The following is a 14427-nucleotide window of genomic DNA, read 5'->3' on the forward strand; positions in this document are numbered from 1 at the left end:
AGAAGGCCACCTCACTGAGGTGGCCTTCTTGTTTTCAGGTATCAGAGCTTCTGGATTAATCGTCCACGAAATCCGTGCAATCCGTCAAATCCGCCCGAATCCGTGGTTTATTCGTCGAAGCCGCCCTCGTTCCGGTCGCGGCGGGGCTTGTAGCCGCCTTCGCTGTCGCGCCGGCCGCCGTAGCTGCCCCCGCCGCGGTTGCCGCCGTAGCCGCCCTCGCGGCGCTGGTAGCCGCCTTCCCGGTCGCCGCCGCGGTAGCCACCGCCACCGTAGCCGCCCTCGCGGCGCTGGCCGCCGCCGTAGCCGCCGCGGTTGTAGCCACCTTCGCGGTTACCGCCGCCGTAGCCGCCTTCGCGGCGCTGGTAGCCACCCTCGCGGGGGCCACCGAAACCGCCGGTGCGGCGCGGACGACGCTCTTCGCCTTCAGCACCTTCGGCCCCGGCTTCGCGCTGGGTAGCCAGGCTGAACGATACCGGGCGGCCGTACAGCGAGGTGCGGCCCAGCTGCTCCACAATCTCCTGCACGTTCTCGTTGGGCACTTCCACGAAGCTGAACTTGTCGTACAGCTCGATGTCGCCGACGCGGCCCGGGGCGATGCTGGAGGACGACACAATCAGGTCGACCAGGTCGCGCGGGTGCAGGCGGTCCTTCTTGCCCATGGTCACGAACAGGCGGGTGTACCCTTCGCGGGGCGTGCCTTTGGCCCGGTCCGATTCCAGGGCCTTTTCGGCCTGCTTGGTTTCCTTCATCACCATCTTGAGCAGGGCGGCGGCAATGTCCAGCGACGTTACCTCTTCTTCCTGGTCGATCAGGCGCTGCACGCGGCCGATGTACTTGTCCAGGTTGCCCTTCTCGATGACTTCCTTGATCTGGCCGAGCAGCACGGTGGTTTTCACCTCCGACACGTCTTCGAAGGACGGAATGCGCTCCTGCTTAATCTGCGCCTTGGTGAAGCGCATGATGTCGCGCAGCTTGTAGATGTCGCGGCCCGACACGAAGGTGAAGGCCTTGCCCGACTTGCCGGCGCGGCCGGTGCGGCCGATGCGGTGCACGTAGTACTCCTCGTCGGCGGGCAGGTCGTAGTTTACCACCGCTTCCACGCTGTCCACGTCGATGCCGCGGGCGGCTACGTCGGTGGCCACGAGGATTTCCAGGGTGCCTTTGCGGAACTTGTCAAGCGTGTTCTGGCGGGCCTGCTGGCTCATGTCGCCGTGCAGGCCGTCGGCGAAGTAGCCGCGGGCCTGCAGGTCCGACACGATGTCGTCGACCATGCGCTTGGTGTTGGCAAACACGATAACCGACTTGAGCGAGTACATGTCGATTACGCGCGACAGCACATCCTTTTTCTGCGGGCCGCGCACCTCGTAGTACATCTGCTCGATGTTCGAGACGGTCATCTCCTGGTGGTTGACCTTCACGATCTGCGGGTCGCGCTGATACTTCTTGGTCAGCTCCATGATGGGCTTGCTCATGGTCGCCGAGAAGAACACCGTCTGGCGCTCCTCCGGCATCTGCGACAGCACCGTTTCGATGTCGTCGCGGAAGCCCATGTCGAGCATTTCGTCCGCCTCGTCGAGGATGATCATCTTGCACTGGTCCAGCTTGAGCGTCCCGCGCTCCAGGTGGTCCATTACGCGGCCGGGGGTACCGATAACCACCTGCACGCCGCGCTCCAGGGCCTTAAACTGCCGGTCGTACGACGAGCCGCCGTAAATCGGCACGGTCGAGAGGCCGCGCTTGTACTTGCCGAGCTTTTGGATTTCGCCGGATACCTGCACCGCCAGCTCGCGGGTGGGGCAGAGCACGAGCACCTGCACCTCGCGGGAATCGGTATCGAGCTTTTCGATGGCGGGAATGCTGAAGGCGGCCGTTTTGCCGGTGCCCGTCTGGGCCTGGCCGATTACGTCTTTGCCTTCGAGCAGCACGGGAATGGCGGCCGTCTGGATGGGCGAGGCTTCCTCGAAACCCATATCCGTGATGGCGCGCTGCAGCTCTTGCGAGAGCGGCAGCTCTTCAAATTTTACTTTCTCCATTGGTCTTGTAGGGAGTGGACAGAACAGCAATCGGAAACCAGCGCGTTCCTTTCCCTACGCAACACGACAGGACAACGGACGACGACAGCAGACAGACTCTCTTTTTCTTGAGGCAAGCGGCAGACAACACTAACCGCCACGGCCGGGACGCGGACCGATTTGCAATTGCGGGTGCAAAGATACGGAAAATATAGCCGAAAAGCGAGGTAGTATAGTAATCTTCCGTCGCCGTGCCTCCGGCGGCCCGGGCAGCGTGTGCCCGCAGCGGCCGCGGCTCCATGGGCCGCATCAGTGCCCCTGCCGGACGCACGGCGGCCGGCATTAGTTCCACCGGTACGCGGCCCGCCAAAACAAAGCGGCCCGCCTCAGGGGAGGCGGGCCGCTTTGGTGACGGTATATCCGTTGCAGGCAGCGCGAACTAGGCGCGGCGTACTTGCACGGCATTCAGTCCTTTGCGGCCTTCGGCCACTTCGAACTGCACTTTGTCATTCTCGCGGATTTCGTCGATCAGACCGGTTACGTGGACGAAGATGTCCTGGCCAGTCGCGTCGTTTTTGATGAAACCGAAGCCCTTGGTTTCATTGAAGAATTTTACCGTTCCTGTCTGCATGGTAAGGAGGTGATGAAGAAAAAAATTTAAGCCAAACCGCACCAGAACCCTGCGAAAACAACCGGCAAATACCCGAATGCATCACAGTGAAACGGAAGCATTTTATCTTAAACGCCGGTAAATATAGTCGGAATTCTCTCCGGTAAAAGAAAATCTTGCGCGGGGGTGCAACCCGGCTACATATTGCCCCTGGGGCCGGCAGGCCTTATTTTCGGCGTTACAATTCGTTAGCTCCCACCCTTGCAGCCATGACTTTCGAGGAAATCTTTGCCCAATTGCGCGCCCTGGGCAGCGAACAGACCCGCGCTATTTACCTGCGCCACGGCTTCGGCACCAATACTTTCGGAGTGAGCTACGCCCACCTGGGCCAGCTGAAAAAGCAGCTGGTGGGCCGCGGCAAAGACAAAGCCCACGCCCACCACGTAGCCCAGCAGCTCTGGCAGAGCGGCAATTTCGACGCGCGCACCCTGGCTACTATGGTGGCCGATGCCCAGCAGCTCACGCCCGCCGAAGCCGAAGCCTGGGCCGCCGACGTGCGCAACCACAGCCTGGCCGACGCGCTGGCGGGCCTGGTAGCCGGCACGGGCTTCGCCTGGGCGCAGGCCGAGGCCTGGATGCAGGCCCCCGACGAGTACCGGCAGCGCCTGGGCTACGCCCTGCTCAGCCGCCTGGCCCAGCAGGACGCTACCGCACCGGATGCAGTATTTGAGCCGTACATCGTCCGCATTGAGCAGCAGCTTCAGCAGGCCCCGAACCGGGCTAAGGAAGGTATGAACGGGGCCCTGCTGGCCCTGGGCGGCCGCAGCGAAGCCCTGCGCCGGCGCGTGGAAGAAGCCGCCGACCGCATCGGCCCCGTCAGCATCGACCACGGCGACACGGCCTGCCAGACGCCAGCCATCCGGCCCTACCTGGCGAAAATGTGGGCCCGCAAGACGGTAAAGGCCTAGCCGCTGGCTCCCAAAACCGAAAAAGGCGCGAAGCTGAGCTTCGCGCCTTTTTCTATGTGCCTGCTGGCCGGCGAATCAGGCGGCCAGCCGTGGCTAATAGCAGGGTACTAACCCTGCCAGGAACCGCCCGGCAGCTACTCTCGTCCTGATACTGGCTACTAATTACCTACTTAGCGGCGGCGGTTGTCGCGCCGGTCGTCCTCGTCGGGGTAGTGGTAGCGGCCGTCCCGGTCGTCGCGGGCCCGGTCGCGGCCGGGGTAGTTATCGTCACGGTAGCGGTTGTCTTCGCGGTAGCGGCCGCCCTGGCTGCTGCCGTCGTAGCCGTCGTGGCCGTACTGGTCGTCGATCTGGCGCACCCGCTCACCGGGCTGGCCGTAGCCCGAGGGCCGGTCGTAGCTGCGGCGGTCGTCGTAGGGGTCGTGCTGACGGCCGCGGCTTTGGGGGCGGTCGGCCTCGTGGCCGCGGCGCCAGCGCGGGTCTTCGTCGGAATAGTAGCCGCGGCCGCCGCGGTAGTCGCCCTCGTACTGGCCGGGGCCCAGGCCGCCGTGGAAGGCGCGGGGGTTCTGCCGCTCGCGCGAGGTGCTGTAGGAGTTGTCGACGTCGTAGGGGTCGTTGTACTCGGAGCGGCGGCCGTAGCTGAAGGAGCCCGGCTCGCGGCCGTAGTCGCCGCGGGGCTGGCTGCGGTCGTACTCATCGTGCCGGTCGCCGCGCTGGGGGGTATCGTGCTCGTAGCGGCTGCCCTGGCGGCGCCGGTCGTCCCCGGAGCGGCGGTTATCGTCGTGGTGGTGGTGGCCGTGCTGGTTGCGGGGCTCGTCCTGGGGGCGCCGGTCGTTCATGGGCCGAAACTCAAAGTCCTGTTCGTAAGGCATGACTAAAGGGTGCAATGGTTGGTGCTAGGGTGTACTGCCGGGCCGCGGCGAAGGTTTTTGCGTACGAGCACCTTCCTTTGCAGCTCCGCCCATGACTACCCCTGACTCCCCTACCCCCGCCTTCCGCTTTTCCCAGCCCGTCACCGTCGTCGACGCCCACATCGACGAGCTAAACCACGTCAACAACGTGCAGTACGTGCAGTGGATTCAGGATATTGCCGGGGCGCACTGGCTCACGGCTTATCCCGCGGGCGAGCGGGAGCAGTACGTGTGGGTGGTGCAGGAGCACCACATCCGGTACCGCAAATCGGCCCTGCTGGGCGAGGAGCTGCGGCTGACGACCTGGATTGGGGAGTTCAAGGGCGCTACCTCGCAGCGCTTTACCCGTATCGAGCGGATTGCGGACGGGGCATTATTGTGCGAGGCCGAGACGAAGTGGGTGCTGCTGGACCCGCAGACCGGGCGGCCCAAGCGGGTGGAGCCCGGCGTGGTGGAGCGGCTGTGGGGGCCGGTGGGGTAGCTTGGCGGCGTTTCACCGGGTTTATAATTTAGCTTTATGCCGCAGCGCCTGATCCTGATTGCTTTTTGCCTGGGCTGGCCGGCGCTGCTCTTCGGGCAAACAGCCGCTCGGACTGCTTTTGTCACGCGCGTGAGCCAGCAGTTGGCCTACGTGGGCCAGCTTAAATGCGAGCTGGTGGGCCGGGCGCCGGTTACGCCGCGGCAGTTCATCCGCTTTGATTCGCTGCGCCGCTACTGCAGCAACGCCGAGCTGCATGCCTTGCTGCAGCACCGCTCTCCGGTGGTGCGCAGCTACGCCCTCTGGGCGCTTTCCGAACGGCCGGACGCGGACCTACTGCCGCTGCTGCGCCAACACCGGCGCGACCGGGCCACGTTTGAAGCGCAGTGCGGGTGCATTGGCACGACACGCAATGTCGTGGATTTTATGCTGCAACGGTATCGCGCCACTCCGCAGTACCGCGTCGACACGCTGGTCCGGGCGAACAAGGTCCTGCTGACGCATTTGGAACGCCAATCAGCAGCCCGGACGCTGCGCTGGCTCCACGCGCAACGCCAGTTGAGCTGGCCTCAGAAGCGGCGGCATATCCGACGGTATCAGCAACTGGCAGCCCGTGACGACGATTAGCTGCTAATGCCCGTGCGGCAGCTCTAGGCCCGTACCACTCTTTTCTGCCACTGCTTGTAAAGCATCAGCAGCCCATAAAAGCTCAGCAGTGTGCTGGTGTACATCAGCCCGCTGAACCACTGCAGTTTGCTCAGGTCTAGCACGGGGCTGGAGACGACCTGCTCACTGACGGCTGCGACTAAGCGGTGAAGCAGTGGAACGGCCAGCAAAGGAAGGAGCAGTTGGTCGAACCAGCGGCGGAGCCCGGCTGCCAGGGTTAGCAGCAGCCCGCCTAGCAGTAGACCACCCAATGCCAGTTGCTCATCGACCTGGCCCATGCCGCCTTTCACGAAGGGCGAGTCCAACCCGACTGCCATCAGCGCTACCAGCCCTGCCACCAAGAGGGCGTATCCCCACCAATATCTGCCTGTTGCTGTCATGTGCTAAGGGCGCGGCGGAATATCCTAGTTGTATTGGCCGACGGCGCGGCCAATTTAGAACGATTCCCCCGACCTTTGCCATCTGCTTTTACCGCCCCCAATGCCCGCTACCTTCCGCATTTATTCCGCTTCTGCCGGCTCCGGCAAAACCTATCAGCTCACCAAGGAATACCTGCGCCTGGCCCTGGGCGCGGGCGAAGCGGGCTACTACAAGAGCATCCTGGCCATTACCTTCACCAACGCCGCCGCGGCCGAAATGAAGGAGCGCATCATCGGGGCCCTGCGCGGCTTCGTGCACCCCGGCACCGATGCGAAGGCCGACGCGCTACTGACTGAATTGGCCCGGGAAATGGCCGAGGACGGACTGCTGCCGCCCGACGCACCCGAGCTGCAGGAGCAGGAGTTGCGCCGCCGCGCCGAGCAAACGTTCCGGCTGGTGCTCTATCACTACGCCGATTTCGCCGTCAGCACCATCGACTCCTTCGTGCAGCGGGTGGTGCAGGCCTTCACGCGAGAGCTGGGGCTGCCGGCGGCCTTCGAGGTGGAGTTGGACGACGAGTCGGTGCTGCACGCGGCGGTGGCGCTGCTGCTGGACAAGGTCAACCGCGGGCAGGAGCACGAGCTGCTCACGCGCACCCTGCAGGACTACGCCCTGAGCAAGGCCGAGGAAGGCCGCAGCTGGAACATGCTGCCCGAGGAAATCATGCGCTTCGGCAAGTTTCTGCTCAACGAATCGGTGCACGAGGCGGTGGCCCAGCTGCAGCAGATGGAGCTGAAGCAGTTTCGGCAGCTGCACAAGACGCTGAAGGAGCGGCGGGAGCAGATTCGGGGCGAGTTTGAGGCCGCCGGCGCGCGGGCCGTGGCCGCGCTGGAGCGCCACGGCCTGCTGCCCGACCAGTTGGCCGGCGGCAGCCGGGGCGTGCACTCGCACTTCACCCGGCCCCTGCGCTGGCTGGACGACCCCGCCGGCACGCCCACCAGCACCGCGCGCAAGGCGGCCGAATCGGGCAAGTGGGGCAGCGGCGACGCCATGAAGGGCGCGCTCAAGCCTGCGCTGGAGGCCGTGGCCGGGGAGCTGACGGAGGCATTTGAGGAGCTGGAATTGCTGCAGCAGCGCTACCTGAGCCAGTACCTGCTCATCGAGGGCCTGTTGCCCCAGCTGTTTCACGTGTCCTTGCTGAGCGAGCTGAGCAAGGCCGTGCAGCAAGTCAGCCAGGAGCGCAACGTGGTGCTCATCGGGGAGTTCAACCGCCGCCTCGCCAGCATCGTGCTGCGCGAGCCAGTGCCCTTCCTGTACGAGCGGCTGGGCGAGCGGTACCAGCACTTGCTCATCGACGAGTTTCAGGACACCTCGGAGCTGCAGTGGAACAACCTGCTGCCGCTGGTGGAAAACGCCGTGGCTTTCGGGCACCTAAGCCTGGCCGTGGGCGACGCCAAGCAGGCCATTTACCGCTGGCGCGGCGGCGAGATGGAGCAGATTCTGCGCCTCTACCAGGGGGCACCCCGGGCGCTGGTGGAGCGGGCCCAGGACCTGGACATGCGCGCCATCCTGGCCGAGCGCTACATCGGGCTGGCCGGGGCGCTGGAGCCCCGCTCCCTGCAAACCAACTTCCGCTCGGGCCCGCAGATTATCGAGTTCAACAACGACTTTTTCACCCACGTCTCGCAGGGTCACCCGGGGTTCCCGTTGGTACAGCAGATTTACGACGAGGGGTTTGTGCAGGAGGCGCCTTCAAAGGCCTCACCCCCCGGCCCCCTCTCCCGTGGAGAGGGGGAGCCGGACGATTCCGTGCAACGGGGCGGAGCTGCTCCGCTCACGCTCCGCAGCCCCGCTGCCGACGAAGTGTTGCAGCCGCACGGTACGGTTAGGGAGTTTGTGATGACAGCTGACGCGCGCACTTGGGATAAGACGTCGGAATTTTCGAAGGAAATGCGTCGTCGCCCCACGCCGGCCGAGGACGCACTTTGGCAAGAACTGCGTGACGAAAAGCAGGGCGCCAAGTTCCGGCGCCAGCACGTCATTGGCTCCGTCATCGTGGATTTCGTGTGCATCCCGGCCATGTTGGTGGTCGAAGTCGACGGCGAGGTACACAACGACCCGCAGCAGGCAGCCTACGACGCCGGCCGAACCTACGAGCTGGAAGGTCTGGGCTACCGGGTGATTCGCTTCACCAACGAGCAGGTGCTGCAGGACATATCCCAGGTGCTGAGCAGCGTCCGCCAGGCCCTATCGGCAGCCGACAACGCCGTTGCTGAAGCCCGCGGCGGGGCTGCGGAGCACCAGCGGAGCAGCTCCGCCCCGTCAGAACAACAATCGTCAGGCTCCCCCTCTCCGCGGGAGAGGGGGCCGGGGGGTGAGGCCCACGTCGAAATCCTGCTCACCCAGCACGACGCCCCGGCCCGCCTGTACCGCCCCGCCGAGGGCCGCTACGCCGAGCAGCCCCTGCCCGGCCACCTCGACGCCGAGGTGCTCGACTACGACGAAAGCACGCTCTACCTCACCCTGGCGCTGGTGGAGCAGGCCCTCACCGACGGCTTTCGGCTGGAAGACGTGGCCGTGCTCTGCCGCCGCCGCGACCAGTCGCGCCGGGTGGCCAAGTTTCTGAAGGAGCGCGGCTACGACATTATTTCGGCCGATTCGCTGTCGTTGGAATTTGCGGAGGTAGTCAACCTGCTGGTGGCCATTCTGCGGGTGCTGCACCAGCCGGCCGACACGCTGGCCCGGGTGGAAGCCCTGCTGCTGGTCGACAAGGTGGTGCGCGGCGTGCCCCCCACTCCGACCCGCGCCCGGCGCATCGCCGAAATTGCCAAGGAGCCGCGCAGCCGGCCCTTCTTCGACGAGCTGCGCCGCCTGGGCTACGACGTGCAGGAGCAGCAAACCGGCAACCGCGACCTGTACGAGCTGTGCGAGACGCTCATGGGCCTGTTTGGGCTCTTGCACCGCCGCGAGGAAAGCGAGTACCTGTTCCGCTTCCTCGACCTGACGCTGGAATACTCCCTGCGCTACGGCAACAACCTAGGCAACTTCCTCAGCTACTGGGACCAGCGCAAAGCCAACCTGAGCATCAACGCCCCGGCCGGGCGCGGCGGGGCCGTCACCATCACCACCGTGCACAAGGCCAAGGGCCTAGCCTACGGGGTGGTCATCGTGCCCTGGGCCGACTGGAGCCTGGAGCCGACTTCGGCCTTCGGCGGGGCCTACCTCTGGGGCCGGCTCGCCGACGAAGACAAGCCCGTGCCCGACATGCCGCCGGTGGCCGTGGTGAAGCAGCGCAAGGAGCTGACGCAGACCGTGCTGGCCGCACAGTACGCCGAGGAGCGCGAAAAAACCTTCGTGGAGGCCCTGAACTTGCTCTACGTGGCCTTCACCCGCCCGCGCCAGCGCCTCTACATCCTCACCCGCCGCCCCGACGCCGGCCGCGCCGCCAAGGACGACGCCACCGCGCCCGCCGGCAACGTGGCCCAGCTGCTGCACCGCTACCTGACGGACCGCGGCCTCTGGAACGAGGAGCAGATGAGCTACGTGCTGAGCGCCGGGGAATTAATTAATAATGAAGAATTAATAATTAATAATTCGCAGACGGACGCTGCCGGCAACGAGCAACTGCTGGAAGACGGCAGTCAATCGACAGCCAGCACCGAAAAACCAATAACGAACAACGAAAAACGCGACACCCTCTTCCCGCTGACCAACCTGGCCACGGCGGCCTGGGAGGAGCGGCTGCGGCTGCGGCGGCACGCCAGCACGGTGTTCGACTTCTCGGAGCAGCAGCAGCAGCGCGACTGGAACCGCAAGCTGCACTTCGCCCTGCGCCGCGTCATCACGGCCCAGGACGTGGAGCGGGTGGCCGGGCAGCTTACGGCCGAGGGCCTGGTGAGCCGCCGCGAGCAGCCCGAGCTGCTGCAGCGGCTGCGGCAAATCGTGCAGAACGCGCAGCTGGCACCGTATTTCCGGCCCGAGGTCATTGCCGAGACGGAGCGGGAAATCCTGGTGGGCGGCACCCCGCGCGAGGACTACAAGCCCGACCGGGTGGTGTTCGAGCCCAACGAAGGGCCGGCGCCGGGCCGCGTCACGCTCATCGACTTCCGCGTGCCCCCGCCCGAGCCGCGGCACCAGACCATGCTGCGTCAGTACGGGCAGCTGTTCCGGCGCCTGGGCTACCAGGACGTGCGCGGGCTGGTGTACTACTTCGAAACGGAGGAAGTAGTGGCGTTTGGGTGCTGACGGCTATGAATCACTACTTCTGCAGTTGGTAGCGCACGGCTCCGCTCAGCGTGTCGACGTAGAAAGTTGGTTTATCGGCCCCGGAATGCAGTTGGATGTCGACTTCCGTCGGGCGGCGGGGTGCGCGGAATTTTGTCAGCTTCGCCCAGGGCAACAGTTGCGACTGGCGAGGCTGCTCGAAAGGCAGCAGGCGTAAGGTGCGGTTGACGTCGTCGAACAGGTAGTGCGTGCGCGTCTGGGGCAGGTAGGCGGCCCGGAGCTGGTAGCCGATTTCGGCCGCCAGGCCATTGAGCTGAAAGCGGCCCAACTCCCGCCCATTCAAGTCCAGCAGCCGCGCGTTCGGGCCGGGCTTGCGGCGCGGGCCGCCGCTGGCCTCGTTGCCCGTATCGTACACGGCCAGCACGGTTTGGTTGTTCAGCAGGCGGGCGGCCGCCAACTGCCGGTCGGGCCGCTCCAGCGACACGCGGCGGCCATCGGCGTGGATGATATCGGCCGTGGCCAGCAGGGCGCGGCCGTCGGGCGTCAAATCGAGGCGGTGCTCGGGTCCGGCAAACCAGTGCAGCTGGGTGATGCGCCGGGGTTGGCCGCTGGCTGCATCAAGCAGCAGCAGGGCCGCGCCGCCGTCGTCGGTGCCATCGAGGTAGAACATCACGGAGAAGGCTAGCAGGTTGGCCTGGGGCCAGTAGCCCAGGTACTCGGGCGCTTCGGCCGTGCAGATGGTTACGTGCTCCTTGCCCATGGCCGCGCCGAAGTCGGGCTTGCGCAGCCGGGTGGTAAAGCGGGCCCGGCCGCCGGCGTCGCTGAGCCGGATGGTGTAGACGGCGTCGAACCCGAAGCCCTGCGGCACCATCACGGAGTCGGCTGCGGCTTGGGCCGAGTCGGTTTCGGTTTCGGCGTAGTCGGCCGGCACCGGCAGCGGGCGTTGGCGGTCGGTGCGGGCCGTGGCTTCGATGCGCAGCAGCTGCCCATTCAGGCGCACGGCCGGCTGGCCCCGCACCGAATCGGTGGCCTCCACCAGCTTGCCGAACGTCACGGCCACCGGCGGCCGGGTAGCTGCCACTGCCGGCGTAGCGCGCATTACCGAATCGGGCGGAGCGGCACTGGCGTCGGGAGCTGAGCGACGTGCTTCGCAGGCGCTCAAGGCACTGCAGGCTAACAGAAATACCGCTTTTCGCATAAGTCGGCTGGTAGAATCGTTCGGGTTGTGCTGCCGGCAAAATAAGGCTGGCCCGCCGACGCGCGCATCCTTTTCCCAACCTCCGCAGTAACTTCCCCCAAACGCCTCCCTCATGGAAGAAGCCGACTTCACCCTGCACGTCAACGGCCAGGCCCATCAGGTGCGCGCCGACCCGGCCACGCCCCTGCTCTACGTGCTGCGCAACCAGCTGGGGCTGAACGGCCCCAAGTTCGGCTGCGGCCTGCAGCAGTGCGGGGCCTGCATGGTGCTGGTCAGCGGCTTTGCCCACCCCAGCTGCCAGCTGCAGCTGCACCGCGTGGGCGCGGCGCCCATCACCACCCTGGAGGGCCTCACCCGCCCCGACGGCACGCTGCACCCGGTGCAGCAGGCCCTGGTGGAGGTGCAGGCGGCCCAGTGCGGCTTCTGCCTCAACGGCGTGGCCATGTGCGCCGCCGGCCTGCTGCGCCAGTACCCACGCCCCGACGAGCAAACCATCCGCAACGCCCTGCTGCGGGTGCTCTGCCGCTGCGGCACCCACGAGCGGTACATCCGCGCCGTGCAGCGGGCCGCCGAGCTGGGCGGGTAAGCCGACCTAACAACTTTTCCCACAACGCCGAAAGCTGTTAGGTACGCGCCGACCTAACGGTTCTTCGCGAAACGCCTGGAACTGTTAGGTTCCCGCCGACCTAACAGTTCATTCCGAAGCAGCCTGCACCGTTAGGTAATTCCGCTGCTGCAGCCGGCCCGCCTGGTTTTCATCTGCCCTCACGTCTCCTGATTCATGCCCACCCGCCGCACTTTCCTCAAAGACTCCGGCCGCCTGACCATTGCCTTCTGCCTGCTCGGGGCGCTGCCCGCCGCGGCCGAAGCCCCGGCCGCCGACGACCCGCGCCCCGGCTCCCTGCAGGATAATCCGCGCCTGAACGCCTGGCTGGAAGTGCTGGCCGACGGCCGCGTGCGGGTGCTGACGGGCAAGCTGGAGCTGGGTCAGGGCATCACCACGGCGGTAGCGCAGATGGCGGCCGAGGAGCTGAATACGCCCTTACGCCAGGTGGAAGTGCTGCTGGCCGAAACCGGCCGCACGCCCGACGAGCGGTACACCGCCGGCAGCGCCTCCATCGAGCAGAGCGCCCTGTCGGTGCGCTGGGCGGCGGCGGCGGCCCGGCAGCAGCTCGTGCAGCTGGCCGCCAATCGTCTGCGCGTGCCCGCCGCCCAGCTCGTCCTGGCCGATGGCACCGTGCGCACCGCCGACGGGCGCCGGCAGCTCACGTTTGCCGAGCTGCTCGGCGGCCGGCAGCTCACGGGCGAAGTGCCGCTCGACACCCGGCTCAAGCCCAAATCGGAGTACCAGGTGGTGGGCCAGCCCCGGCCCCGGGCCGACATCGAGCGGATGGTGCGGGCCGAGCCGGTGTACGTGCAGGATCTGCGCCTGCCCGGCATGGTGCACGCCCGCGTGTTGCACCCGCCCGGCCCCGGCGCCCGTCTGCAGCCCGGCTTCGATGCCGAGGCCCTGCGCCGGGCCGTGCCCGGGGTGCTGCAAGTGGTAGTAGATGGCTCCTTTGTGGCCGTCATTGCCGACTCGGAGTGGGCGGCCATCCGGGCCTACGACTGGGCCAAGCCGCGCCTGCGCTGGGCGGCCGGCCCCGCGCTGCCGGCCGGCAAGCCCCTGGCGGAGGTGCTGCGCAGCCTGCCCGCCCAAACCGAGGAAGTGGCCCGGCAGGGCGCGGTGGACGGGGCCCCGGCCGCGGGCGAAAAAACCTTCCGCGCTACCTACTTCAAGCCCTACCTCATGCACGGCTCCATCGGCCCCTCGTGCGCGCTGGCCTTGTTTGATAAGGACCAGCTGCACCTGTGGACGCACAGCCAGGGCGTGTACCCGCTGCGGGCTTCGGTGGCCAAGCTGCTGGGCCTGCCCGAGGACCGGGTGCACGCCAAGGGCGTACCCGGCGCGGGCTGCTACGGCCACAACGGCGCCGACGACGTGGCCGCCGAAGCTGCCCTGCTGGCCCGCGCCCTGCCCGGCCGCCCCGTGCGCCTGCAGTGGATGCGCGACGACGAGCACCGCCACGAGCCCTACGGCTCGGCCATGCTCTTCGATTTGCAGGCCCGCCTCGACGCCCGTGGCCGCCTCACGCACTGGCACATGGAGCTGTGGTCCGACACGCACAGCTCCCGCCCCGCCGGCCAGCCCGACAAGCTGCTGCCCGCCCAGCTGCTCGCCCGGCCCGTGGCTTACCAGCGCAACGAGCTGAGCGGGGGTACCTCGCGCAACTCCGAGCCCCTGTACCAGATTCCCAACCTGCTCATCCGCACGCACTCCGTGCAGGGGCCGCTGCGGGTATCGGCCCTGCGCAGCCTGGGGGCCTTCGGCAACGTCTTCGCCCTGGAATCGGGCGTGGACGAGCTGGCCCAGCTGGCCGGGCAGGACCCGTACGAGTTTCGCCTGGCCCACCTCACCGATGAGCGGGCGCGGGCCGTCATCAAGGAAGTGCGGCGCCTGACGCAACGGGTGCATCCCGGCCCGCACGAGGGGCTGGGCCTGGCCTTCGCGCAGTACAAGAACAAGGCCGCCTACCTGGCCGTGGTGGCCCGCGTGTACGTCGAGCCGGAGCAGCGCGTGCCGCACGTGCGCCAGCTCTGGGCCGCCATCGACGCGGGCGAAGTCATCAACCCCGACGGGCTGCGCAACCAGACCGAGGGCGGCCTCATCCAGGCCGCCAGCTGGACCTTGCTGGAACAGGTGCGCTTCGACGAGCAGCAGGTACGCTGCCACGACTGGGAAACTTACCCCATCTACCGCTTCGACGAGGCGCCGCGGGTGGAGGTCAGCATCCTGAACCGCCCCGACCAGCCCCCGCTGGGCGCCGGCGAAGCCGCCCAGGGCCCCACGGCCGCCGCCATTGCCAGCGCCGTGCAGCGCGCCTGCGGCGTGCGGGTGCGCGAGCTGCCCATCCGCCCCGAAAAGCTGGCCCCGCCGATTACCGAAACCTAAAGCAACTGATA

The 14427-nt window shown here is 66.7% G+C and carries 11 protein-coding genes; 6 read left to right on the forward strand and 5 right to left on the reverse strand.

Going from position 1 to position 14427, the window contains the following annotated elements; genetic code table 11:
* Positions 1-107: 107 nt before the first annotated feature.
* Both EJV47_RS06995 and EJV47_RS07000 read right to left on the reverse strand, forming a co-directional pair.
* Complete coding sequence (locus EJV47_RS06995; RefSeq protein ID WP_126692431.1) at positions 108-2033, reverse strand: DEAD/DEAH box helicase; 1926 nt, start codon at positions 2031-2033, stop codon at positions 108-110.
* Positions 2034-2451: 418 nt separating this feature from the next.
* Entirely contained in the window at positions 2452-2643 is a 192-nt protein-coding gene (locus tag EJV47_RS07000) for a cold-shock protein (protein ID WP_059070568.1), read from the reverse strand.
* Positions 2644-2891: 248 nt separating this feature from the next.
* On the opposite strand from EJV47_RS07000, the gene EJV47_RS07005 reads away from it, so the two are divergent.
* Positions 2892-3590, forward strand: coding sequence for a DNA alkylation repair protein (locus EJV47_RS07005; protein WP_126692432.1), 699 nt, complete (start codon positions 2892-2894; stop codon positions 3588-3590).
* Positions 3591-3760: 170 nt separating this feature from the next.
* Here the strand turns inward: EJV47_RS07005 and EJV47_RS07010 are convergent, their stop codons facing one another.
* The gene (locus tag EJV47_RS07010; protein WP_126692433.1) at positions 3761-4459 is read right to left on the reverse strand and encodes a hypothetical protein; all 699 of its coding nucleotides are present in this window, start codon (positions 4457-4459) and stop codon (positions 3761-3763) included.
* 91 nt (positions 4460-4550) lie between these two features.
* On the opposite strand from EJV47_RS07010, the gene EJV47_RS07015 reads away from it, so the two are divergent.
* Positions 4551-4979: an acyl-CoA thioesterase gene (locus EJV47_RS07015; RefSeq protein WP_126692434.1), complete on the forward strand. Its 429-nt coding sequence runs from the start codon at positions 4551-4553 to the stop codon at positions 4977-4979.
* Between the two features lie 36 nt (positions 4980-5015).
* Positions 5016-5603: a hypothetical protein gene (locus EJV47_RS07020; RefSeq protein WP_126692435.1), complete on the forward strand. Its 588-nt coding sequence runs from the start codon at positions 5016-5018 to the stop codon at positions 5601-5603.
* A 23-nt stretch (positions 5604-5626) separates the two neighbouring features.
* Here EJV47_RS07020 and EJV47_RS07025 read toward each other — a convergent pair whose 3' ends face one another.
* Positions 5627-6022, reverse strand: a complete 396-nt coding sequence (locus tag EJV47_RS07025; RefSeq protein ID WP_126692436.1) for a hypothetical protein — start codon at positions 6020-6022, stop codon at positions 5627-5629.
* A gap of 100 nt (positions 6023-6122) precedes the next feature.
* Between EJV47_RS07025 and EJV47_RS07030 the strand changes: the two genes are divergently transcribed.
* On the forward strand, positions 6123-10247 hold the full coding sequence (locus tag EJV47_RS07030; protein WP_126692437.1) for a UvrD-helicase domain-containing protein: 4125 nt from the start codon (positions 6123-6125) through the stop codon (positions 10245-10247).
* Positions 10248-10260: 13 nt separating this feature from the next.
* Here EJV47_RS07030 and EJV47_RS07035 read toward each other — a convergent pair whose 3' ends face one another.
* Entirely contained in the window at positions 10261-11325 is a 1065-nt protein-coding gene (locus EJV47_RS07035) for a hypothetical protein (protein WP_126692438.1), read from the reverse strand.
* 211 nt (positions 11326-11536) lie between these two features.
* Between EJV47_RS07035 and EJV47_RS07040 the strand changes: the two genes are divergently transcribed.
* Together EJV47_RS07040 and EJV47_RS07045 are read left to right on the forward strand one after the other, a co-directional pair.
* Positions 11537-12010, forward strand: a complete 474-nt coding sequence (locus EJV47_RS07040; RefSeq protein WP_126692439.1) for a (2Fe-2S)-binding protein — start codon at positions 11537-11539, stop codon at positions 12008-12010.
* A gap of 195 nt (positions 12011-12205) precedes the next feature.
* Positions 12206-14416: a xanthine dehydrogenase family protein molybdopterin-binding subunit gene (locus tag EJV47_RS07045; RefSeq protein ID WP_126692440.1), complete on the forward strand. Its 2211-nt coding sequence runs from the start codon at positions 12206-12208 to the stop codon at positions 14414-14416.
* Positions 14417-14427 lie beyond the last annotated feature (11 nt).

It is taken from the genome of Hymenobacter gummosus, from assembly GCF_003970915.1.
Taxonomy (GTDB): Bacteria; Bacteroidota; Bacteroidia; order Cytophagales; family Hymenobacteraceae; genus Solirubrum; species Solirubrum gummosum.

Excerpts from the sequence above, each read along its gene's own strand:
- EJV47_RS07035 (WP_126692438.1), bottom strand. The coding sequence starts at position 11,325 with ATGCGCGCTACGCCGGCAGTGGCAGCTACCCGGCCGCCGGTGGCCGTG.
- EJV47_RS07005 (WP_126692432.1), top strand. The coding sequence starts at position 2,892 with ATGACTTTCGAGGAAATCTTTGCCCAATTGCGCGCCCTGGGCAGCGAA.
- EJV47_RS07045 (WP_126692440.1), top strand. The coding sequence starts at position 12,206 with ATGCCCACCCGCCGCACTTTCCTCAAAGACTCCGGCCGCCTGACCATT.
- EJV47_RS07015 (WP_126692434.1), top strand. The coding sequence starts at position 4,551 with ATGACTACCCCTGACTCCCCTACCCCCGCCTTCCGCTTTTCCCAGCCC.
- EJV47_RS07040 (WP_126692439.1), top strand. The coding sequence starts at position 11,537 with ATGGAAGAAGCCGACTTCACCCTGCACGTCAACGGCCAGGCCCATCAG.
- EJV47_RS07000 (WP_059070568.1), bottom strand. The coding sequence starts at position 2,643 with ATGCAGACAGGAACGGTAAAATTCTTCAATGAAACCAAGGGCTTCGGT.
- EJV47_RS07025 (WP_126692436.1), bottom strand. The coding sequence starts at position 6,022 with ATGACAGCAACAGGCAGATATTGGTGGGGATACGCCCTCTTGGTGGCA.
- EJV47_RS07020 (WP_126692435.1), top strand. The coding sequence starts at position 5,016 with ATGCCGCAGCGCCTGATCCTGATTGCTTTTTGCCTGGGCTGGCCGGCG.
- EJV47_RS07030 (WP_126692437.1), top strand. The coding sequence starts at position 6,123 with ATGCCCGCTACCTTCCGCATTTATTCCGCTTCTGCCGGCTCCGGCAAA.
- EJV47_RS06995 (WP_126692431.1), bottom strand. The coding sequence starts at position 2,033 with ATGGAGAAAGTAAAATTTGAAGAGCTGCCGCTCTCGCAAGAGCTGCAG.
- EJV47_RS07010 (WP_126692433.1), bottom strand. The coding sequence starts at position 4,459 with ATGCCTTACGAACAGGACTTTGAGTTTCGGCCCATGAACGACCGGCGC.